The sequence below is a fragment of the Endozoicomonas sp. ALD040 genome (assembly GCF_049275945.1).
Taxonomy (GTDB): Bacteria; Pseudomonadota; Gammaproteobacteria; order Pseudomonadales; family Endozoicomonadaceae; genus Endozoicomonas_A.
This window is the reverse complement of sequence record NZ_CP184829.1, coordinates 1864461-1885568: the sequence shown is the minus strand read 5'-3', so window position 1 is coordinate 1885568 and position 21108 is coordinate 1864461. Positions and strand designations below refer to the sequence as shown.

The window sequence follows — 21108 nt, the reverse complement described above, 5'->3', positions numbered from 1 at the left end:
AAAGCAATGCTCACGTCTCCCTTCAACAACCGGATCAAGGTAGCCAGTCGTCTCCCATTATTTGCTCAAAAGTCCAGGGGCAATCATCCGGGAAGCTGCTGGCATTGAGTTTTCTGCTTTTTTGCTTGATGTACCTGTTCATTTGTTTGATGGCATCGATTCTGGCTTCTGCGTAAGCATCATGCATCAACTGGCTGGTTTTGGTCTGAAGAGACGGGCTTTGTTTGAGCAATTTTCGTATTTCACGCCTGGGATTATCCATGCTGGGGTACCAGGTATGGACGACCATTTCAGCTATCCATCTATCCTCCAGTTGATAGGTTTGGTATTCATATTTCAATAAGTGAAGGAGAAGAGTAGTCAAGTGAGACTCTATCGATCTTGGCTCACTCTTACCCATATCCCCTACTTCCTCAATGAGGTTTTCCAAATCAAGCTGGTCAAACTGGCGGTTAATCAAGAGCTGTTTTTGCTTCTGAACCCATTGGTAAAAGTCTGTCTCGTAAAGATTATCCATAAATCACCTCCATGAACTTCCTAATGTAGGCAAAAAGTACCGGAGCATCAAAAACATTAATCATAAAGTTCGGTGACAGCAAAGATGGCCAGAAAAAGCCAACCCAGCATCAACGAGATGCCACCCAGTGGGGTGATCGCACCCAGCCAGCCAATTCCGGTGATGGCAAGAATATACAGGCTACCGGAAAAGAGGATGATACCCGCGAGAAACAGTCTGGCGCTCCATCTCAGCTTTCTGGAGTCTTTGAAATGGAGGGCAAGAACGGCAACAAGAACCAGAGCCAGACTATGATAGAACTGGTAATCCGTCGCTGTTGCCCATACGTCTATGTAGCGCTCGGACAGCTGATCTTTCAGAGCATGGGCCCCAAATGCGCCCAGAGCCACAGACAAAAAACCACAAAGGGCACCGGGTAACAGGTAGAGTCGGGTCATTTTTTATCCGTAACTTTTGTCGGCAACAGATCAACAACACTCCCCGCTGCAAGTCTCAATCCTTCCTGAAAGTACAGAGAGCTTTTTTCATGATCTTCCATATGAGCCATAAGGCGGCCCAACTCGTTATAGGTATCAATCCGTTTGCTGAGTCTCAGGCTGGCTTCAAAGTATTCCCTGGCTTTACCCCAGAGTTCATTACGGAGAGACAGACGACCCAGGGTCAGTAGCAGGTCGGCGTCGTTAGGTCTTTCATTGAGCATGGCTTCGGCAAAATGCAGCTGCTTCTTCACATCCCTGCCCTTAATCTTGCCGTAGAGCAGAGCCATGTCGCTGCAGTAGTGTTTCTTCAGGTTTTCTCTGAGCAGAGCTTCTGCTTTCTCTTCTGCTCCCAGATCTGTTAGGCACTTCGCATATCGATAGATCATGGCAGAGTTGTGTTTTTGACTGGACGACAAACTGTTCCAGATTTGAGTTGCAGGTTTTATTTTCTGCTCCAGAGAGGTAAAACTGCGGCCATTGTTAAAGGCTTGATTGAAAAGGGCCTCAAAGCACTGAAGCTCAGTGGTGCGATACTCTTTATCGGAAACGATTTTTTGCTTTTTCAGCTTGGGTAACAAGGCTGCAAGTGATTGCCAGTCATTCAGACGGGTATAAACCTGCTTCAGCATCTTCAGGACGTAGCAATGTCGTGGAACCTGCTTGTGCAGCTTGGTCAGAGTGGCCAGTGCCTGCTCCAGTTGACCCGATGACAGTTGCAGCTGAGCCTGGGTAATACCAATAGCCAACTCTGCACCGGGCTCCTTGTGATCGGCTCGGCGAAGGTATTCGGCAGAGGCTTCAGGGTCATCATTTTCATGAGCCGCTCGGGCGGCAGCAAGATAATTCAGTAACGGTGACGAGCCATAGTCCGCTGCCTGCGAAAGCAGTCGCTCAGCTTTTTTCCAGTGTCCCTGAGTGAACTCGACAAAGCCGCGGGTTGTTAATTTACGGGCTCGCCTTTCTTTGGCGCCCGAAGTCATTGGATAGATAAAACCAGTGACGTCGAAAATCAGTTTCAGGATAATCCAGACAAGCCATAACGCACCTATGGCAAGACCTATCAGTAGAAACAGTCCCCACAGTGTGCTTTCGAACGTAGTCGTGTTGTAAGAGATAAGCACATAGCCGCTGTCACTGATCATGGTATTTGCCAGACCAAAAGTAATGCCCAGAATCGCCAGGAAGATGATAAAACTCTTCATTTCCGGGGCTCCTCTGAAGAATTAGCAGGTGCTTCTGAGGGCTGAGAATGTTCTGTCCGGTTTTCTGTGGTTGTCTGGTCAGTCACTTCAGGTGCTTTTTCGGCTGGACTGTTCTGGACAGTCTGAGCACTCTGTGCAGATTCAGTTTGTCCTGTCGTATTTTTTTTATTCTCCGGGGTATCGTTTAACTGGCTGGATTTCAGCAAGCTCAAAGCACGGCTGATATTGATGGTTACAGGTTTTACGGTGATTTTGTCTAAAACCTTCAGCTCGTCCAGCATTGCGGTCGCCTGAGACCCTGAAAGGGGAAAGTATTTTTCTATCCAGTTTGAAGCCTGTTGCAAGCTACTGTTGTAGATAGCCTGGTCTCTGGAGAGGACTGACAACTTGGCCTGCTCCAGCATCAACTGTAGGTTTTGGCGAATGATAATATTCTCTTGGGGTGTCAGTAGTGAGGTGATTTTCTGATCGCGATCCGGAGTGAACCTGAACAGGCTGACAAAGCTCTCCCAGGTATTATTCAGCATTGAGAGGGCGACAGTCTGCCACTTGGCAGTTTCTGTAGATGGAGTGCCTGCGGATGGCATGTCAGAAGATTTTGATACGGTTGCTAAAGGTTGTTGCAGGGTCTTTTTTTCCATCAGGGGCAATTGGTCAATCTGCCGGGTGAGCGCTTCAAGCTTCAGGTAGAGCCCTTCCTGATCGAGATCCGGGAGACTGTTGAGAGAAGCTATATCTTCTGCCAGTGCTTCCCGAACGGGATACAAATTATAGTTGTCCAACTCAAGCAGCATCTTGTCAGCACTGTTAAGGAGAGCTTTGGCTGATTGGATATCAGATGACATGAGCAGACGCTGGTTAGCGAGACTGAGCAGGTATTCTACTTCTGCCAGCTTCCAGCCATCCAGACTGCTACCGGTGAGTTCCTGAAGGTTTTTGGTCAGGCTGTCGGTGCGACTGAGCAAACGTTCACTTCGACTTTCCTGTTCGCTCAGTTCGGTTTTGATAGGCGTGAGATCACTGTTTATTTCAGCGAGCCTGGCCTGAAGTCGCGCAATCTGGGTTTGCTGCTGTTCCTGCCCCTCAATAAGGGAGGGTTGTTTCTGCTCCCAATGAATGAGCCGCCAACCTAAACCGCCGCTCAATCCCAGTGCAATGATTGCAAGCAACACGGCCAGGACAGACAGCTTTCGTCCTGGCTTTGATGCTGATTTTTGAGGCTGTTTTCTGGAGCCTGCTGAAGTTGGCTTGCTTTCCTGTTTTTTGGAAGGCCCTGCTGACCTGGCCAGTTCTTTCGGTTCGGTCTGCTCGAGTTTACTGGCGTTCTGATCTTTCTTGCTCACGTTAACCCTTCGCTGTTAATCAGGTTCAGTACCGAGATCATGGCGTGATTGTCGGCGCCGCGAGCGGTATAAACCCGTTTGAATGCTTGAGCCTCTGGCATTCTGGCAATTCTATCGCTGGGAACCACCAGACAGCACTCCTGGCTTAAAGCCGGAGAAAGGTAGTCTGCGGTATTGGCCAGAATCTCACCACTACTGGTCAGTATGACATTAATAGCATGATCTTTGATCAGCCTGTTCAGATAATCTTCCGGGTAATCGGGCTTCTGGCGTTCATAAAGTTCCAGGCAATCCACCTGGGCTCCCCGATTTCTGAGGGTGTTCTCCAGCAGTTCTCTACCACCTTTTCCTTTCAGAATCAGTATTTTTTCTCCGCTGACCTGCTGAAGGCTCTCCAGTCGCAACAGTGCTTCACTGTCACCGGGCTTTTGTCTTATCTCCGGGTAAGTCGCATCAATGCCATTACTCTTAAGCCATCGTCGTGTTTTTGGGCCGACGGCATACCAGTGGATCTTCAAAGGCATTTGTGGCCAGTAGTTCTCTATATGTTCCAGACCCAGCCTGGCGGCATTCTGACTGATCACAACGACTTTACTGTACTGATCCAGCTGTAAAATCCGGTCTCGCAGTGTCTGGCTCTCTGCGAGCGGTTGGATTTGGATCATTGGTAAAGACCATGCCATGGCCCCCTGGTTCTGAATCATGGCAACCAGTGGCTCTGCCTGCTCCCTGGGGCGGGTAACCAAAGCCCTTATCTCACGGCTGTTTATCATGACACGGCTCACATTAATGCAGCAACTCTGCGAGAATTCGGTCTGCACCCTGTGCCAGCAAGGATTCTGCCAGCTGGACCCCGCCTTTCTCACCATCGGAAGGTGCACAATAGACTTCTGCGCTCAGTATGACTTTGCCATCCGGTTGACCCACAAGGCCCCGGATGTAGAGCTGGTCGTCGATGAGTTCAGAGTAGCAACCAATGGGTACCTGACAGCCGCCATTTAATTTTCGGTTCATGGCTCTTTCTGCAAGGACTCGTGTTGCAGTTTCTTCATGATGCAATGGGGCCAGAAAGTGTTTGATCGATTCATCGTCAGAACGAATCTCAATACCCACTGCACCCTGACCCGCCGCTGGCAGACTGAGTTCAGGGGGCAGGGCCGATTTGATCCGATTTTTCATCCCCAGCCTGATCAATCCTGCCGCTGCAAGAATGATGGCGTCGTATTGGCCATCGTCCAGCTTGGCCAGACGTGTGTTAACGTTGCCCCGCAGGAATTCAATCTTTAGATCCGGTCTTTTTGCAAGGATCTGGCATTGGCGGCGCAGGCTGGATGTACCCACGATGGCGCCCTCAGGCAGATCGCTCAGCTGGTTGTAGGTGTTGGAAACAAATGCATCCAGTGGGTTTTCGCGAGGGCAGATAACACCCAGCTCGAGCCCTTTTGGAAACTCCATAGGTACGTCTTTCATGGAGTGAACGGCGATATCAGCCCTGCTCTCCAGCATAGCCGTTTCCAATTCTTTTACAAACAGGCCTTTGCCACCGATTTTGGCCAGAGGTGAATCCAGAATCCGATCACCCTTGCTGGTCATCTTTACCAGCTCCACCCGGATACCCGGGTGAAAGTACTCCAGACGCTCTTTTACGTATTCAGCCTGCCAGAGGGCCAGGGCACTTTTTCTTGTCGCGATGCGGATGGTTTTCATGGGGAGGCTTTCAATCAATAAACTTTCAATCTACAAAAAAGGGCAACGATGGCTGAGTGGTCCTATGAAGACTGGGATAATACGATAGTCTGTAGTTGTGACCAACCGTTACTTTTCCTGAAGGCAGTTGCCGGAGGTTAAAATAGCAACTAGCTTGTTATTCCAGTGGAGGCGCTTATGACAGACCTTTATAAAACCGATTACATGCTCTGGATTGAAGAACAGAAAAAGCTGCTGGCTGCCAGGCGTTTTGATGAGCTTGATCTTGGAAATTTGCTGGAAGAGTTAGCTGATATGGGAAAGAGTGAGCCAAGAGCTTTCAAGAGACACCTTATTCAGCTACTTAGCCACTTGTTAAAATGGGACTTTCAGCAGAATCAGGTCAATGACCTCAGGGATATGGATCATTGGTTTCGCAGCTGGGTGGATACAATTCAAATTCAGAGGTATGCCGCAGCAGCGGTCCTGGCAGATAATCCCAACCTGCAGTCAAAGCAACAGGCTATCTACCTTGAGGCTTACCAGCAGGCCCGAATATTGGCTGCCAAGGGGTTAAACAGTTATGTGGATTCAAGACATTTTACCACGAAAGACTTCCCCGAAGATTGCCCATGGACACTTGAGCAGGTTATGGGCGAAGACTTTTTACCACAAGCCAGGCTCAGTTAAGCCTGGCACCCGTAGGCCTCACAGTGATTGCATAAACTTCTTCATCAGTGGCACATGCCGACGGCTTACTGAAAGAAGCTTTTCGACACCACTGAGCTGGATAGAGTAGTGACCCTGCTCGTCACGAATCATCCTCTCTATGGCTTTTCTGGCCACCAGAGCGTTCCTGTGGATTCGAACAAATCTGGAACTAAACTCGGACTCCAAGTCTTTCAGTGGGTCATCAATGAGCACTTCACCGTTCTTGTGATAGACCGTGATGTATTTGCTGTCCGCCATAAAGTAGTAGATATCATCCAGAGGAACCAGCTCTATCCCTCTGAGCGTCTTGGCTGCGATATGGCTGCGGGCGTTATCATTCAGATCATCTTTGAGGCTGGCCAGCTGTAATCGATTAACTTTAGCGGCTCCGGTCAGCGCTTGTTGCAGATCTTCAAGCTTGACAGGCTTCAGCAGATAGCCAACCGCCTGAACCTGAAAAGCTTCAATGGCGTGAGTGTCATAAGCGGTGCAGAAAATGATAGCAGGTGGACGCTCCAGCTTGCTGATATGAGCGGCCGCCTCCAGGCCTCCCATAACAGGCATACGAATATCCATCAAGACAATGTCTGGCTGGTATTTACGACAAAGCTCAAGGGCTTCAATGCCATTACCTGCATCGTACTCCAGAGCCTGAAAGCCTTCTAAACGTCCCAACAAATGTCGCAGACGGTCTCTTGCCAGCGGTTCATCATCGGTGATCAGTATGTTCATGGTTATCGCCACCGTAAGGGTAAGTGATCAATGTTTCAAACTCCTGGGTATTTCCACTCTCACCCTCAAACAGCTGAGCTTCTACACTGGCTTTGTTACCAAAAAGCATATTCAGTCTGGAGCGGATATTTGCCAGAGCCAACTGATTACCCTGAGCCCCTTTGGCAAAACTGGAAGGGCTACTCTGGACCGGGTTTCGGACTCTGATAGTGATGTTATCGTTGCTCCTGCGAATATCTACACTCACAGTGCCACCTTTTTCCAGTGGCTGGATGCCATGATAAACCGCATTTTCAACAATGGGCTGCAGAGTAAGGGGCGGAATGTCAACCTCTTCAGGGGTTAACTCAATATTCCACCGGGTCTGCAGACGGTCTCCCAGCCTGTGCTGCTCAATTCTTAAATAGCGCTGACAGAGCTCGATTTCCCGACTCAGGGTAATATTCTTGCCATGATCCTGAAGGCTGGAGCGAAAGAGGTCCGATAAATCTTCAACGGCCTGCTCGGCCTTGTCCTGGTCAATATGAATCAGACTGGCAATGATATTCATCGAATTAAAAAGAAAGTGAGGGCGGATTCGAGCCTGCAAAGCCTCAAAGCGAGCGGTGTGGCTGGCTTTCTGCTCTTTTCTGGCTTCCTGTTGAACATAGAAATAGCGCAGCAGCATGGCTGTGATGATGAGGGCAACAGTGACATGTCTGATCAGCTGGGTCCATTCCGGGTAGGTGTCAATAAAAGCATCCCGCCACAGAAACCATTGGGCTGCGAGCGTGAATATCAGCGTGGTGGTAGCCACGACGCCAAGACAGCTGCTGATGATAACTGTCAGCTTCTGACGCTTCAGAATGGGCCTGAGTCGGCAAAGAACAGCACCTGAGACCAGAGAGATCCACTGGACAAACATGGAAGTCATGGCCAGACGGTTCCAGTCAAGATCACCCGGGCCGGGCAAAGTGAGTACCTGAATAAGGACAAAAAGCTCAGAGACCAGAACCAACATAAAGACAGCACCGGGAGAGCATAAATCCGGCAGGAAAAAGTCGTCTTCATCCTGGTTCCTGGTGGTTTTAAATGGCAAGAGGGAGCATCCTGTCTCTGGTATTTGAAAATTTATAAAAATTCACAAAAATAGAATAATTATTCTTATTTGGTTGGGTGCGCTATGTAAAATCACCCGGTTACCCTTATAATGCCGCAGCCAGCTTCAGTCATCCACAGGCTGGCTATAAAAATCAGAACAATGATGCTGCTGGCATCAAGAAATCAGCCTGCAGAATGCAAAACAGCCATGAGCTAACCAACAGCCATGAGCCAACAAAGAAAGAGGTAGAACATGTCTGATAGCAGCAATCAGCAGTGGGGCGGAAGGTTCAGCGAGGGTGTGGATGCATTTGTTGCTCGATTCACCGCCTCCATTGATTTTGATCGTCGCCTTTATCGTCACGATATAGAAGGCTCGATGGCTCATGCTCGAATGCTGCAAAAATCAGGCATTCTGAGCCAGGATGAGCTGTCAGCCATTCTGGATGGGCTCGAAAGCATTCTGAAAGATATAGAAAACAACAACATCGACTGGTCTATCGAGCTGGAAGATATTCATATGAATATTGAAGCCAGACTGACAGACAGAATTGGTGATGCGGGTAAGAAACTGCACACCGGCCGTTCCAGAAACGATCAGGTAGCGACCGATATTCGTCTGTGGCTCAGGGAAGAAATTGACCATATAGGTGATGAGTTAAAACGTTTGCAGACAGGTCTGGTGAATCTGGCAGAGCAGGAAGCTGACACCATTATGCCGGGCTTCACTCATCTGCAAACCGCACAACCCGTGACATTTGGACATCATCTGATGGCCTGGTATGAAATGCTGGTAAGAGACAGCGAACGTCTACAGGACTGCAGAAAGCGGGTTAACGTATCGCCTCTGGGAGCAGCTGCGCTGGCAGGCACAACCTATCCGATTGATCGTGAATTCACTGCCAAGGCTTTAGGTTTTGATCGCCCATCCAGAAACTCACTGGACTCTGTCAGCGACAGGGACTTCGCCATAGAATTTTGTTCGGTGGGTGCACTGCTGATGACGCACCTGTCGCGTATGTCGGAAGAGCTGGTACTTTGGACATCAGCCCAGTTTAATTTTATTGATCTGCCCGATCGTTTCTGTACCGGTTCATCCATCATGCCCCAAAAGAAAAACCCGGATGTCCCCGAACTGGTAAGAGGTAAGACAGGAAGGGTGAATGGTCACCTGGTTAGCCTGCTGACGCTGATGAAATCTCAGCCACTGGCCTACAACAAAGACAATCAGGAAGATAAAGAACCACTGTTTGATACCGTAGATACCCTAAAAGACTGCCTGCGAGCCTTTGCCGATATGGTTCCACACATCCAGTCCAGGAAAGAAAACATGAAAGAGGCGGCTCGCCGCGGATTCAGCACCGCGACCGATCTGGCAGACTACCTGGTCAGACAGGGCGTGCCATTTCGCAACGCCCACGAAGTGGTTGGCAAAGCAGTGGCCTACGGCATTGAGAAGAACAAGGACTTGTCAGAGATGACTCTGGAAGAACTCACGGTTTTCTCAGACTCTATTAAGGAAGATGTGTTTGATGTGTTGACACTGGAAGGGTCTGTTGCTGCGAGGGATCATATAGGCGGGACTGCGCCGCAGCAGGTGAGGTTGGCTGTGAAGCAGGCTTTAAGTCAGTAATTTCCTTCATTTGCCTGAGCGCTGAACATGTATAAGAAGTCCTGTTTTTCTATACAGATCCAACAAATATGTATAGAGAATATCGGTTTTCTATACATGTTCTGATAACCTGTATAGAAAACGGCACTTTCCTATACATATTGGGAGTAACTGTGGCCCCTTATCAACCGGAAGGGCTTCCCCTGCCCAGAGAAAATGAGCTGGAAACACGGCAGGTATTAAAAAAACTGGCTTTAGCTCACCGGCATCTGGCAGAACTGAAAGGTGTAGTTCGCTCCATTCCTAATGAAACCATTTTGGTCAGCACCCTGACGCTTCAGGAAGCCAAAGACAGCTCAGAAGTGGAGAATATTGTCACAACTCATGATGAACTGTTTAAAAACGACCTGACAGTGTCACCCTATAGCCCTGCAACCAAGGAAGTTAAAAATTACGCCAGAGCATTGAGTCGTGGCTTCGACACTGTCAGGAAAACAGGGATGCTTCGCTTTCAGGACATTCTCGATATTCAGCAAACACTGGAAGAAAACAGGGCAGGCTTACGCAAACTGCCTGGAACTGAATTAAAAAACACCTCTACGGGTGAAGTCGTCTATACCCCTCCTCAAAATCCGGAAAAGGTTGAGTCACAGATGGCAAACCTGGTGGCTTATCTTAACGACCATGGACTTTCAGACAATGATCCACTGGTAAAAATGGCGGTTATCCACTTCCAGTTTGAGAGTATTCATCCATTTTACGACGGGAATGGCCGAACAGGTCGAATCATCAATATCCTTTACCTGATCACTCAACAGTTACTGGACCTGCCAGTGCTCTACTTAAGCCGTTATATTATTCGCAACAAGGCTGAGTACTACTCACGATTACAAGCAGTGAGAGACCATGAGGAGTGGGAAGGCTGGTTACTGTTCATGCTTGAAGCCATATCAGAAACATCAAAAGAAACAACAACTCTGATTGATGAAATAAAAAACCGGATGCAGGCTGTAAAGCATAGAATGCGTAAAGAACTCCCCAAAATTTACAGTCAGGATCTGCTCAACCATCTGTTCTGTCACCCTTACACAAAAATAGAGTTTATTGAGAAAGAACTGAATGTCAGCCGACTGACTGCCACCAAATACCTGAATCAGCTGTGTGGTAAGGGGTTTTTGATTAAGCAAAAAATGGGGCGAAGCAATTATTATATTAACGAACCTCTGGTTACACTGTTTCTGAATATTGGTCAGTGATTGGAGAGCGATTCTCTGGCGAGGGGGTGTTAGTTTGACGTTGGAGCGGGCTGTTCGAGAGATAATATTGGTGGGACTGCGTTTGGGCAGATGAGGTTGGCTGTGAAGATGGTTAGACGGGGTAACGACTTTCCATTAGCCGATAGGGTGAGGAATAAACTGTCTATAGTGTATTCCTCACGTACAACTAATTAGCTTAAGGCATACAATCTACACCTATCTCTTTAAAATGAGAAACTATTTTTTTAAGCATGGGATGTTCTTTGTAGTTAAATAAATCCTTACCAATGCAGACTATTTTGTTGCTATTTCCATAAATAAGCTTGGCTGTGATGAGTGCTGTGCTGGAGAAACCGATGACATAATCATATTGGTTTTTTATCATCAATAACTCAATGGGGGATGAACCTGAGTATATTTTAAAATCTTCTGAGCAAAACTCTATTTTTTTGTCACTCCTATTTGTTGGGTGTGGGATAAATAGTACGTCTTTTATATTTTTTGAACACAGATAACTAATAAGGTTCTGGCTAATAGCTTTTGAGGAGGCTTCATCAGTAATACCCCAGTTGGTTAGAGGTTGGCCGATGATGAGTGCAGACTTAGATGTTTGATTATTAGGTGTTATTGAAAACTCTGTTGTAAAGGGTGGGAGTTCTTTTGTCTTCTCTGCCGGTAAGCCTTCTGTCGTTCCTGGAATAGTATAAATATGGGATACCTTGTTGCTTAGCATCCCATGTCTGTCTTCTTTAAAAGGTGTGTATTTTAGACCGACTGCTTTATCAATGAGAGACTTTTTTCTTTTATTGACACGCTTTAACTTGTTTTTTGAAATGGGGTGGATTACCAAGTTATGAGTGCCGTCAGGTATTATATTAAATGTTATTTTCTTTTCTGGGAAGTTCTTCTTTGAAGCTGCAATGAAATAATTGTATCTTGTGCTAGATATTGAAGTTGAATGGAAATTTATAGATTTAGGATTGTTATCTTTAATTATTGAAAAAATGAATCTTATATTTTCTCGGGTAGACAACTTTCGTGCAAATTTTGAAGCTTCTCGGTATTTTAGAAGAAAAACATTTTTTAACCCATAGTCCTTTGCTGCTTCATAGTTTTGTTTCTTAAAGCAGAAGAAAAAAGAACTAGTGTCTTTAGCAATCAGTATTGAACTAACAAGTTGGAATGATGAGTTGATGAAGAAGATGTTGATTAATGAGTCATTTGTTTTCATGGTAGATTAATGCATTCTGTAGATTGAGTTGTTTTTGATAAGAAGGTTGGAGAAATTTAGTAATCTAATTAAGTGGTTTTTTTCTATTATAAGAAATAGAAATATAAGCTATGAATAGGTTGTTTCATTGAGGCATTGTTTTTTTCTGCCTTTTTTACTGGTGATTGATCTTTTGAAAAAAATTCCAGTAACCAATGCAAATTATTCTCCAGCGTCTTATAGATTCTTATCTGAGATAAGTTATATCTGCTGTCTGTGGCTAAGAAAAATTAAATAAGCGGCCCAGTTTTCTCTCTGTAACGTCAGAATAGATCCGAAGTCGCTTAATGTGTGCTTTTTAAGATAGTATCTAATAAGTTATTCATTCATCCAGGTTCCACCGATGCAGTCAACATTTCGCAAACCCAGATAATCTTGAGCTGTTTTCTGTGTAATACCACCTGTAGGCATGAACTTCACGTCTTTATAGGGACCTGACAGTGCTTTCAAGTAGTTTACTCCCCCCAGAACTTTGGCCGGAAAAAGCTTAAGCAGCTTGTAACCATTTTCTCGTGCAGTTTCAATCTCAGAAGGTGTTGCAACACCAGGAATAAAAGGCAGATTGAGACTTTTCGCCTTTTTTGCAACGGTGATATTAAATCCCGGTGCAACACCAAAATCGGCACCAGCGTAAGCAGCCTGTTCTGCCTGCTGCTCCGAAAGGATTGTACCTGCTCCTACTTTAACTGTTGGAAAGTCTTCTTTTATCTTTCGTATCGCATCAAATGCGCAATCAGTTCTTAAAGTCACTTCAAAAACAGAATAGCCATTCTCAATAAGTTTATTAATTCTAATCTTCAAGCCTTTTAGCTCATTAATAATAAGTACAGCAACAATCTGACCATTCAAATAATCCATCAACTTTACTCCTGCAGCATGGCCGTTAATTTATTAAGAACTTCGAATTTGTTATCCTGATATAGATCGGGAGCAACATAGCCCCAGCGAGCATGAACGACTTCCAGATTGCTGACCCAATTACACTTCTCCAAATGTTTGTATGAATCATCAACAAAAATTGCCTTGTTGACACTATTTTCTTTGATAAGTCCATCAATCAAACGGGATTTACAACCGTGTTTCTCATAATCGGAAGCATCATATATTTTGACTTCCCGGCTAACACCATTTGTTTGCAATAGAGCTTGAACTGTTTCTCTGTCTTTTGTTGTGACAATGCAGGAATTTTCATAATTCTCAAGCAGGTCCAAGAAACCTCTCGAGCCTTCATAGAGCTTATTAAGAGCCAGCCAGTTATCCCAGTTGTTTTTTCTGAGATTTTTTCTGACTGCAAAGAAGCTTGCCATAAACTCTTTGGCTTCAGTGCCTGGCTGGTCTGGCAAGAATTGAGAAAATTGTTCAACCAGTTTCTGATCAATGGCATTTAGTAAATAGTAATAGTTCCATGCAGGGCCTATTTGATAGCGTTGAGATAAAAAGGCTTTTGCATGATCGCTATTAATATCAATATCATTTAAATTTTCTGCTTTTCCCGAGGTGATCATTGCAACAGCGTAAGCTTCAATAGCTGAGTCAAAAATCACTCCGTCAAAGTCAAGGAAGACCATTTTATCGGCAAGAACTTTTTTCTCATTAGACTTATAAATGCCAATCAGATCACGAGCTATTTCATAGTCTTCATATTCATCAATATCGATGCCCGCAATTTTAGAAACGCAGGACTTATAAGGTCTGACTCCTAATATATATTCGTTCTTGAGCATATTTTCTTTGCTTGACATATATAGGCCATTTGTAACCCTGTAAATATTTGGCAAATTCTGACTGATGGTATGTTCTTTAGTTGCCTTATAGTTTAACGCTCCATCATCATCCCAGAAGTACTCCTTCAGTAAGTTTACCGAAACCAAACTGTCAAACTTAGTATTTACAGGGAGCACATGCTCTTTGTATTCTCGAAAGCCCTGCAAATACTCCTGAGGACTCATTAAGGGTACAACACAGGTTACCCAAGCGATATGCTCATGGGGAATATCTTTTACTACTCCTACAATAACGTCACTAAAGGATGCCTTGTGACCGTCAGCCAGATGAAATTCACGATGATGAATTTTTACTCCTTCATCAAGAGCAATTGTTTTCAACTCATCAGATTCGGTGCTGATATATATATTCTCAGGTGAAATGACTTTCTTAAGTTGTCGTATTTTCCAGGCTAATAGTGGGATGTTATCTGGACCTACGGGAAGAAGTGCTTTTTGCGATACGCGGGAGCTACCTAAGCGGACAGGTATTACTACTCCGAGATCATAATCTTTATACATACTTTTAACCTTTTTACTCTCAGACATTAATACGGATTAGATAACGAGACTCTATTAATTTTTTATTTTTCAGCCCTTTAAGGTTATTAACTAAACTCGGTTCTTCGAACATTAATACAGAACAGCCTTTACTTTCAGAGAATGAAAAAGCTTTAAACACAGGTATTCTTTCAGTAACCACCCTTGCGATTCATAATCTGCAATATCTCATTGTTCCACGTTAAATCATGAAAGTGCTCGTGTAGCAATGACTTCTTCCAGATCGCTTCTACCTATAGTGACTTTCTTTTGTTTTCTCATCAGGCCTGCTTTATGAGGTTTTGTATTGTTGAAAAAATTGACTGTAATATGTCTAAAGCCGACCAAAATTTTTGCTCCAACATTCTCCGAATTCGACAGCCACCTTCTCTGATCACGACATTAAGCTTTCAGTGAAGTTTATTCTCGATGTGTCAATGTACCCGGCTTGATAATAGAGAATTGTGAAATCAAGTCGTGAGCATTCATGTAGAGGTCTTATCCTGGCGTTGCAGGTATATGAGCATAGATGTATGAATAAGAAAGCAAATACAAGCTATAGATCACTGGTTTCAGGGTTTTCATAAATTCTCCCTGATTTTTTCCGGAATTTAGACGTAGCTACCGCACGAGGGTGCTACGGCAGCATTATATATGCTTGATCTTTGGCTTCAATAGGTATTGATGTGCTTTTTATTGGTCAGGACCGTATAAATAATGCCACAATTGCCGGTCTCATATTTGATCTTCGGTGCTTTTACTTGTATGTATGCGTAGTGGTTTCGTTTGAGATGGTCTTTTTCAGGCAGGCTACGAGCGTTGACGATTGTCGTGTGATTCAGAATAACACGGTCTAGGGAAGTTCTCAGTTTTGATTTGGCTGAGGTCATTGCACGTCAGAGAAACTTATTTTGCATACTCCAAAGTGGCAGTAAGAATGATCAACCCATTTCCCAAGGGCTGAAGGCATGTACTTCTATACGTTTTTGCTGCCGCCCCAAAGATTTTGTTTTTTTACAAGCCTGATTACTTCAAAGGCGAGTGCTTTCTGAGCGTTTTTATCAAATCGCTTATAAGCAAGGTTATAGTGCCTGAAAAAAAGGGCTCTATCCTTAGCAGTAAAATGTTTGAAGGATATTCTCTTAATCAACTGCACCAGGTTCTTTTTCACCAGTGAAAGAGGCACCAGAGAGTGATAGCTGTTGCGCTCGATGTCGATCATGACAAAACGTGAAGGCATGCCAGGTTCCATCAAAATATTGCCTGCGCGCAGGTCTCCATGGACAATACCGGCTTTGTGCATCTGACCAATATAGCGGCCAAAAGCTTTGATCCACTCTTGACGCATGGGTTCATCATTTTCAGGTTTTTTCGTCAGGTATTCAGAGACAGAGCCGCTCGGGCCCGCTGCAGTAATTAAATAGTGATTCTTATTTTTGAGCACCCCAAATGCTAATATTTCCGGAATTTCAAAGCCCGCATCCTCCGCAATCCTGGCCTGTTTCACCCATATTTCACAGCGAGTGCCCCTGAATTTAGACTTCAGAATCTCCATATTGCTTTTGGGAATAAACTCTTTGAAGTAACAAGCAGGACTGCCGTTATAGCGTGCCATTTTGGCCTGTTTGGAACAGCTGACCCACTCCCAATTCTTAGGTAGGATATTGTTTTCAAGTTGGGAAACATCGTGTTCAAAGTTAGGCTGCATAGAACGGCTTTTTTGCTTATTGGCTCAGACAATCTGCTGAAGCGAGAGTATACCAGATCATTGATCTGAGGAGTGATTTCTCCCGAACTTTCTAATGGTCTGGATCAGATCCCATACACATCCCATTCGCAAGAACCAGTCCTGACAGTCATGTAATTGTCGTCTCACTGTTTCTAACTTAAAAAATACCCGGGAGTGACATTTTCCAGCTGGCGCAGGCAGTTCCAAGGAAAAAACGGTACGAAAGCCATTAAGTGGCAAGAGTAATTGTCGATGGCGGATATAAGCAGCAGACTAACCAGAGGAAACTGTATGCCTGCAGTCCAGCCATCTAAAGCACAGACCCATTATCTACCCAGAGATAATGACTATGTTTATTCTCACAACCGCTTTGGTCGTGGTTGCCATTATATTGGCCGGTTTCTGTCCCGACCGGTTTCGCTGGTCGCCGATTCGGCAACAAAGCTTTTTGCCCATGAACGGCCGGGCAAAAGCAACACGACTTCCGAGAGTGAAAAACAGAAGCAAAATGTACCACTGTGGGCCAGGAAAGTAGCCCGGGCGACTGCAGTTACACTATTTCTGGTGCCCTCGCTGGCATTAGGAATGATGGGATTCTCCCTGCGCATGATCGGCAATCTGTTCAGGAACGAAATTTCCCTGATTCAGTCTGCAGTTCCACCCACCGTTTATGATCCTGAGCGGGGCCTGCATTTGATGACCTATAACATTGGCCTGATGCCCTCGTTTATCCGTAATCTGAACGACCTGCGCTCATCACAGCAGCGCAGTCATGAGATTGCCGAAGCATTAACCCGCAATCCTGACGTTGCTCCTGATGTTGTCTGCTTTCAGGAGGCGTTTGACCAGCAGGCGACAAAGCAGCTCTGTAAGGATCTCAGTGGTCACTACCATCATATTGTTCACAGTGTTGCCCCCCGTGAAACCGGATTGAGTAGTGGTCTGGCCATTGCCAGCAAATATCCCGTAAAGGAGGCAACATTCCGGCCATTCTCTGATCTGGCTGCAGAAGACCAGCTGGCCAATAAAGGATTGCTGCGGATCGTGCTGGATCTCGGTAACGATAAAACGGCCGTGGTTTATAATACGCACCTTCAGGCCAAAGACGGAAAAACCTATGAGACGATTCGCTATGAGGAGTTGCTTCAGGTAAGAGACTGGGTTGAGGAGGATAGCAATAACGACAGGCGTAATGACGTACATCATCATGGCACCTTCCTGATGGGAGACCTGAACAGCGCACGGTCAGACGAGCAGGGGGTAATGAGTAAAAAGTCGGAGTATGAAAACGCCATGCAGGCACTGGGGGAAAAGTTCTCCAACAGTTACTACCACACCCATGATAAAGGAAATGATACTCGGCTGCTTGACCGCAGCGAGTCATTTTTTGTCAATAGCGATCAGGAAACGATCGAGCCGAAAGATCGTCTGGAGCCGAATGGCACATGGTATCTTGGAGCCGGAAACAGAATGCATAAACCCTGGGGCAGCAGGCGCTGGAAAGAACATCCCAAGGTGGCAATGCAGTGTATTTATGACTACCAGATGGTGTATGGGGACTCTGAAGAAAAATGGGCAGCCCATGCAGAAATACGGCAAATGGGACTTGATATTAATAATAACCTGGAAAGCGGGCTATCTGACCATTTGCCAGTTTCGGTTATCTACCGGGAAACAGAAGGATTTTCTGATGCCATTGCCAGTTTGAAGCCGGAGGATTTTAACGCCCCGGAGGTCAGGGAACTGGTTAATAAACTGAAGCATGCCTATGGTCATCAACCTAGTGATCAGATAACTGAGAATATACGTGATCCAGAGTTCGCAGGCGTCAATCCCTTGCGTAAAATTGCTAAACTCAGGGATCAGTACAAAAGGGAATCTTTGATTGTGAACGAGCTTAACCAGCTCGAAAAAATAGTCAGGCAAAGTATGAATCCTGTTTCCGGAACGTCTGGGTCGGACACTGGGTAAACCTCAATTTCTGAAATGCGGTTTTTTACAAGTCGTGCTTTCCAAAATCCATGTTTGTTACAATAGTTGGTCTGCAAAGGTATTACGGATTCATGCATGAGCCAGCTGTTACATCAATTACTGTTTGATCAGGCCGAAAAAGCACCTCTGTCTCAGGCTCTGGGGATTAAATCTCAGTGGTATGATTATGCTTCGGTTGCCCTGCATGTAAAAAGTGTGGCTTCAGGCTTGCAGGGTCTGGGATTATCGAGGCACGAAAGAGTCGCTGTTTATCTGCCAAAAACCGCTGAAGCAGTATTCAGTTATTTTGGAACAACGGCGGCCGGTGGCGTCATGGTTCCTGTCAATCCGGTGTTAAAAGCACCTCAGGTGTTGCATATTCTGACGGATTGCAAGGCCAGTGTTCTGATTACTAATAAGGCTCGCTTCAAGCAGATTGAGGCCAGCCTGACCGATTGCCACGATTTGAGTCATATTGTTTTGGTGGATGGGCACTCTGAAGTGGAAAGTTGTGTTCAGGTTATTGCCTGGTCAGATTTCCTTAAGGAAGAGAACACCTGGTTTCAACCGCCCTCTATTGATATGGATGTGGCCGCGATTCTCTATACCTCCGGAAGTACCGGTAAGCCGAAGGGGGTCGTGCTTTCTCATCGCAATATGGTGACCGGGGCTTATAGTGTCTCTGAATATCTCGAAAATACCCATCATGACCGGCTCCTGTGTGTACTACCGTTTAGTTTTGACTATGGTTTCAGTCAATTAACCACCGCCTTTGCCTCCGGCGCCAGCTGCTATCTGCTGGAGTATCTGCTGCCCGGAGATATCATCAAACAAGTGGCTCAGCAGAACATTACCGGCCTGGCTCTGGTGCCGCCCCTTTGGGTACAACTTTCTGAAATGAGCTGGCCTGAAGAAGCAACAGTGAGTCTGAGGTATTTCACGAATTCTGGTGGAGCCATGCCATCGTCAACCCTGGATGCACTTAGAAATAAATTGCCACAGGCTTCACCATATTTAATGTATGGCCTGACAGAAGCCTTTCGATCGAGTTATCTGCCACCCGAAGACGTGGACCGTCGTCCAGGCTCCATGGGCAGAGCCATTCCCAATGCTGAATTACTGGTTATCAATGAGCGTGGACTACCCTGTAAACCCCATGAGCCGGGAGAACTGGTGCATCGGGGAAGTCTGGTGGCACTGGGCTATTGGAATGATCCTGAACGGACCAAAGAGCGTTTCAAACCCGTACCTTTGTCGATTCAGGAAATTCCAACCCCTGAGCTGGCTGTCTGGTCGGGTGATACTGTTACTCAGGATGAAGACGGTTATTTGTATTTCGTCGGCCGCAAAGATGACATGATCAAGACGTCTGGCTATCGGGTAAGTCCCAGTGAGCTTGAAGAGCTAATGTACGCATCTGAAATGGTATTGGAAGCGGCTGCCATTGGTGTTTCCCATGACCAGCTGGGTCAGGCTATCGTACTTATCGTGGTATCTGCGACAGATGAGCCTGTTGAAGAGAAAGCAGTTATCAAGTATTTCCAAAAACACATGCCAACCTATATGGTGCCTTTGCGGGTAATTACTCAAAGTGCTTTAGCCAGAAATCCTAACGGCAAAATAGATCGAAAAGCCTTGGCTGCAGAGTATGAAAATCTGTTTGTATCCGGAGAAAGTAAATGAGCAAGCAGCATGATCGTCTGCAGAGAATTTCAGTCAGGGATAATCATCTTCAGGTCGCTGGCCTTCCTGCTGAGCAGCTGGTGGCCATGGCCGGCGGAACACCTTGTTACATATACGACAGAAAGTCTCTCACTGAGCGAGTAAAGTCCCTACGTTCGGTGATGCCTTCTGACCTGAAGTTGCACTATGCGATCAAAGCAAATCCAATGCCCGCTGTTGTTTATCATCTGGCAGGTCTTGTGGATGGCCTGGATGTGGCTTCCCAGAGGGAAATGATGGTCGCTATAAGTTCGGGTATCGATCCTGAATCCATTAGCTTTGCCGGGCCAGCGAAGAGAGTCGAAGAACTCAGGGCAGCTGTGGCCGCCAATATCGTGATTAATGTCGAATCCAGTTTGGAACTGGAGAGGCTTTATCAGCTTTCCTCTGAGTTGCAGATAAAGCCCAAGATCGCTTTTCGCGTCAATCCTGATTTTGAACTCAAGTCTTCTGGCATGAAAATGGCCGGAGGCCCGAAGCAGTTTGGTATAGATGCAGAATTAATGCCTGACGTGTTATCCGGGTTGGATACCGAAAAAGTAGACTTTTATGGTTTTCATATTTATTCCGGGTCACAGAATCTGAATCCGGATGCGTTGATTGATGCTCATGGGAAAACATTTGAGTTGGCTGCACGACTTTGTGAGTTGGCTCCTGTTCCGGTTCGGCATGTCAACATAGGTGGCGGACTGGGGATTCCCTATTTTCCGGGTGAGCAGGCGCTGGATGTTGTCCCTGTTGCTGAACATCTGAAAAAGCTGATGGGGGCTCGCTCAGGCCGATTACAAAATGCCGAGATAGTCATGGAGTTAGGCCGATATCTGGTTGGTGAAGCGGGTTACTACTTCTGCCAGATTACGGATAAAAAAAAATCCAGGGGGCAAACCTACCTGATGACCGATGGCGGACTGCATCATCACCTGTCGAACTCTGGCAATTTTGGTCAGGTTATCCGTAAAAACTACCCCGTGCTGATTGCTGATCGGATCGCATCTGAAGAGAAAGAAATCGTTGAGATCGTTGGACCTTTGTGCACGCCTCTGGATATTGTTGGGGCCAAGCTGGAGTTGCCTGTAGCCGAAGTGGGTGATCTGGTTGTTGTACTTCAGTCGGGCGCCTATGGAGCCACTGCCAGTCCGCAGAAGTTCTTGAGTCATCCTGAAGTGAAAGAGATTCTGATTTGAGATGGGTCAGTCAATAGCGACAGGTTTGTGAATAAAACAGGTGAGCAAGTATGAAAACTGTTCAGGTGGAGGTATCCGACTTTCGAGAAAACTTGCAGGTTTGGCTTTCCCGGGTCATTAGCGGAGATAACCTTGCCCTGTACAAGCATGGCAAAATTATCGCCCGTATTATCCCTGAGCCAGATGGGCAGAGTGAGGCCAGGAACAGACTAGACAACATGGCTTCCCGGTGTCAGATGGATGATGTTATTTCCCCAATTGGGGAAAGCTGGGATGCTATGTCAGATTATGTATAACAAGGCGTTCAGGGG

At 46.0% G+C, this 21108-nt stretch carries 19 protein-coding genes; 7 read left to right on the top strand and 12 right to left on the bottom strand.

The features are described 5' to 3' along the window. Nucleotides 1–34: 34 nt before the first annotated feature. The 6 genes from ACOJUN_RS06195 to hemC are packed head-to-tail and all read right to left on the bottom strand — an operon-like array spanning nt 35 to nt 5248. Nucleotides 35–517 carry a DUF29 domain-containing protein gene (locus ACOJUN_RS06195; protein WP_422135792.1) on the bottom strand — a complete coding sequence of 161 codons (483 nt, stop codon included), beginning with the start codon at nt 515–517 and terminating at the stop codon, nt 35–37. A 56-nt stretch (nt 518–573) separates the two neighbouring features. Further along, a complete protein-coding gene (locus ACOJUN_RS06190) occupies nt 574–954 on the bottom strand; it encodes a DUF423 domain-containing protein (RefSeq protein ID WP_422135791.1) in 381 nt (126 codons plus the stop codon). Beyond that, nucleotides 951–2198, bottom strand: a complete 1248-nt coding sequence (locus ACOJUN_RS06185) for a heme biosynthesis HemY N-terminal domain-containing protein (protein ID WP_422135790.1) — start codon at nt 2196–2198, stop codon at nt 951–953. The genes ACOJUN_RS06190 and ACOJUN_RS06185 overlap by 4 nt, the downstream gene beginning before the upstream one ends. After that, a complete protein-coding gene (locus ACOJUN_RS06180; protein WP_422135789.1) occupies nt 2195–3541 on the bottom strand; it encodes a uroporphyrinogen-III C-methyltransferase in 1347 nt (448 codons plus the stop codon). The genes ACOJUN_RS06185 and ACOJUN_RS06180 overlap by 4 nt, the downstream gene beginning before the upstream one ends. Further along, on the bottom strand, nt 3538–4314 hold the full coding sequence (locus ACOJUN_RS06175; RefSeq protein WP_422135788.1) for a uroporphyrinogen-III synthase: 777 nt from the start codon (nt 4312–4314) through the stop codon (nt 3538–3540). Before ACOJUN_RS06175 ends, ACOJUN_RS06180 begins: the two co-directional genes overlap by 4 nt. Before the next feature lie 13 nt (nt 4315–4327). Then, entirely contained in the window at nt 4328–5248 is a 921-nt protein-coding gene (hemC, locus tag ACOJUN_RS06170; protein WP_422135787.1) for a hydroxymethylbilane synthase, read from the bottom strand. A gap of 177 nt (nt 5249–5425) precedes the next feature. Between hemC and ACOJUN_RS06165 the strand changes: the two genes are divergently transcribed. Further along, complete coding sequence (locus ACOJUN_RS06165) at nt 5426–5917, top strand: DUF29 domain-containing protein (protein WP_422135786.1); 492 nt, start codon at nt 5426–5428, stop codon at nt 5915–5917. 18 nt (nt 5918–5935) lie between these two features. Here the strand turns inward: ACOJUN_RS06165 and ACOJUN_RS06160 are convergent, their stop codons facing one another. Continuing rightward, nucleotides 5936–6670, bottom strand: coding sequence for a LytR/AlgR family response regulator transcription factor (locus tag ACOJUN_RS06160; RefSeq protein ID WP_422135785.1), 735 nt, complete (start codon nt 6668–6670; stop codon nt 5936–5938). Further along, complete coding sequence (locus ACOJUN_RS06155) at nt 6648–7748, bottom strand: sensor histidine kinase (protein WP_422135784.1); 1101 nt, start codon at nt 7746–7748, stop codon at nt 6648–6650. The genes ACOJUN_RS06160 and ACOJUN_RS06155 overlap by 23 nt, the downstream gene beginning before the upstream one ends. Nucleotides 7749–8003: 255 nt before the next feature. On the opposite strand from ACOJUN_RS06155, the gene argH reads away from it, so the two are divergent. After that, entirely contained in the window at nt 8004–9383 is a 1380-nt protein-coding gene (gene argH / locus ACOJUN_RS06150) for an argininosuccinate lyase (protein WP_422135783.1), read from the top strand. A 152-nt stretch (nt 9384–9535) separates the two neighbouring features. Further along, on the top strand, nt 9536–10618 hold the full coding sequence (locus ACOJUN_RS06145; RefSeq protein ID WP_422135782.1) for a Fic family protein: 1083 nt from the start codon (nt 9536–9538) through the stop codon (nt 10616–10618). A 196-nt stretch (nt 10619–10814) separates the two neighbouring features. Here ACOJUN_RS06145 and ACOJUN_RS06140 read toward each other — a convergent pair whose 3' ends face one another. The 4 genes from ACOJUN_RS06140 to ACOJUN_RS06125 all read right to left on the bottom strand — a co-directional run bounded on the left by ACOJUN_RS06140 (nt 10815) and on the right by ACOJUN_RS06125 (nt 15899). After that, entirely contained in the window at nt 10815–11849 is a 1035-nt protein-coding gene (locus ACOJUN_RS06140; RefSeq protein ID WP_422135781.1) for a polysialyltransferase family glycosyltransferase, read from the bottom strand. A gap of 357 nt (nt 11850–12206) precedes the next feature. Then, nucleotides 12207–12746 carry a bifunctional 4-hydroxy-2-oxoglutarate aldolase/2-dehydro-3-deoxy-phosphogluconate aldolase gene (eda, locus tag ACOJUN_RS06135; RefSeq protein ID WP_422135780.1) on the bottom strand — a complete coding sequence of 180 codons (540 nt, stop codon included), beginning with the start codon at nt 12744–12746 and terminating at the stop codon, nt 12207–12209. Between the two features lie 5 nt (nt 12747–12751). After that, nucleotides 12752–14173: a cytidylyltransferase domain-containing protein gene (locus ACOJUN_RS06130; protein WP_422135779.1), complete on the bottom strand. Its 1422-nt coding sequence runs from the start codon at nt 14171–14173 to the stop codon at nt 12752–12754. Between the two features lie 994 nt (nt 14174–15167). Further along, nucleotides 15168–15899 (bottom strand): lipopolysaccharide kinase InaA family protein, encoded by a 732-nt coding sequence (locus tag ACOJUN_RS06125; RefSeq protein ID WP_422135778.1) that lies wholly within the window; start codon nt 15897–15899, stop codon nt 15168–15170. Between the two features lie 312 nt (nt 15900–16211). Between ACOJUN_RS06125 and ACOJUN_RS06120 the strand changes: the two genes are divergently transcribed. The 4 genes from ACOJUN_RS06120 to ACOJUN_RS06105 all read left to right on the top strand — a co-directional run bounded on the left by ACOJUN_RS06120 (nt 16212) and on the right by ACOJUN_RS06105 (nt 21093). Next, nucleotides 16212–17891, top strand: a complete 1680-nt coding sequence (locus ACOJUN_RS06120; RefSeq protein WP_422135777.1) for an endonuclease/exonuclease/phosphatase family protein — start codon at nt 16212–16214, stop codon at nt 17889–17891. Nucleotides 17892–17987: 96 nt separating this feature from the next. Then, nucleotides 17988–19574 (top strand): acyl-CoA ligase (AMP-forming), exosortase A system-associated, encoded by a 1587-nt coding sequence (locus tag ACOJUN_RS06115; RefSeq protein WP_422135776.1) that lies wholly within the window; start codon nt 17988–17990, stop codon nt 19572–19574. After that, nucleotides 19571–20797 carry a pyridoxal-dependent decarboxylase, exosortase A system-associated gene (locus tag ACOJUN_RS06110; RefSeq protein ID WP_422135775.1) on the top strand — a complete coding sequence of 409 codons (1227 nt, stop codon included), beginning with the start codon at nt 19571–19573 and terminating at the stop codon, nt 20795–20797. Before ACOJUN_RS06115 ends, ACOJUN_RS06110 begins: the two co-directional genes overlap by 4 nt. Nucleotides 20798–20847: 50 nt before the next feature. Then, nucleotides 20848–21093 (top strand): type II toxin-antitoxin system Phd/YefM family antitoxin, encoded by a 246-nt coding sequence (locus ACOJUN_RS06105; protein ID WP_422135774.1) that lies wholly within the window; start codon nt 20848–20850, stop codon nt 21091–21093. The last annotated feature ends 15 nt before the right edge of the window (nt 21094–21108 follow it).

What these genes read in the sequence shown, in the direction of transcription:
- ACOJUN_RS06195 (WP_422135792.1), bottom strand. Translation starts at nt 517, where the DNA reads ATGGATAATCTTTACGAGACAGACTTTTACCAATGGGTTCAGAAGCAA.
- ACOJUN_RS06190 (WP_422135791.1), bottom strand. Translation starts at nt 954, where the DNA reads ATGACCCGACTCTACCTGTTACCCGGTGCCCTTTGTGGTTTTTTGTCT.
- ACOJUN_RS06185 (WP_422135790.1), bottom strand. Translation starts at nt 2,198, where the DNA reads ATGAAGAGTTTTATCATCTTCCTGGCGATTCTGGGCATTACTTTTGGT.
- ACOJUN_RS06175 (WP_422135788.1), bottom strand. Translation starts at nt 4,314, where the DNA reads ATGATAAACAGCCGTGAGATAAGGGCTTTGGTTACCCGCCCCAGGGAG.
- hemC (WP_422135787.1), bottom strand. Translation starts at nt 5,248, where the DNA reads ATGAAAACCATCCGCATCGCGACAAGAAAAAGTGCCCTGGCCCTCTGG.
- ACOJUN_RS06165 (WP_422135786.1), top strand. Translation starts at nt 5,426, where the DNA reads ATGACAGACCTTTATAAAACCGATTACATGCTCTGGATTGAAGAACAG.
- ACOJUN_RS06160 (WP_422135785.1), bottom strand. Translation starts at nt 6,670, where the DNA reads ATGAACATACTGATCACCGATGATGAACCGCTGGCAAGAGACCGTCTG.
- argH (WP_422135783.1), top strand. Translation starts at nt 8,004, where the DNA reads ATGTCTGATAGCAGCAATCAGCAGTGGGGCGGAAGGTTCAGCGAGGGT.
- ACOJUN_RS06140 (WP_422135781.1), bottom strand. Translation starts at nt 11,849, where the DNA reads ATGAAAACAAATGACTCATTAATCAACATCTTCTTCATCAACTCATCA.
- eda (WP_422135780.1), bottom strand. Translation starts at nt 12,746, where the DNA reads ATGGATTATTTGAATGGTCAGATTGTTGCTGTACTTATTATTAATGAG.
- ACOJUN_RS06130 (WP_422135779.1), bottom strand. Translation starts at nt 14,173, where the DNA reads ATGTATAAAGATTATGATCTCGGAGTAGTAATACCTGTCCGCTTAGGT.
- ACOJUN_RS06125 (WP_422135778.1), bottom strand. Translation starts at nt 15,899, where the DNA reads ATGCAGCCTAACTTTGAACACGATGTTTCCCAACTTGAAAACAATATC.
- ACOJUN_RS06120 (WP_422135777.1), top strand. Translation starts at nt 16,212, where the DNA reads ATGCCTGCAGTCCAGCCATCTAAAGCACAGACCCATTATCTACCCAGA.
- ACOJUN_RS06115 (WP_422135776.1), top strand. Translation starts at nt 17,988, where the DNA reads ATGAGCCAGCTGTTACATCAATTACTGTTTGATCAGGCCGAAAAAGCA.
- ACOJUN_RS06110 (WP_422135775.1), top strand. Translation starts at nt 19,571, where the DNA reads ATGAGCAAGCAGCATGATCGTCTGCAGAGAATTTCAGTCAGGGATAAT.
- ACOJUN_RS06105 (WP_422135774.1), top strand. Translation starts at nt 20,848, where the DNA reads ATGAAAACTGTTCAGGTGGAGGTATCCGACTTTCGAGAAAACTTGCAG.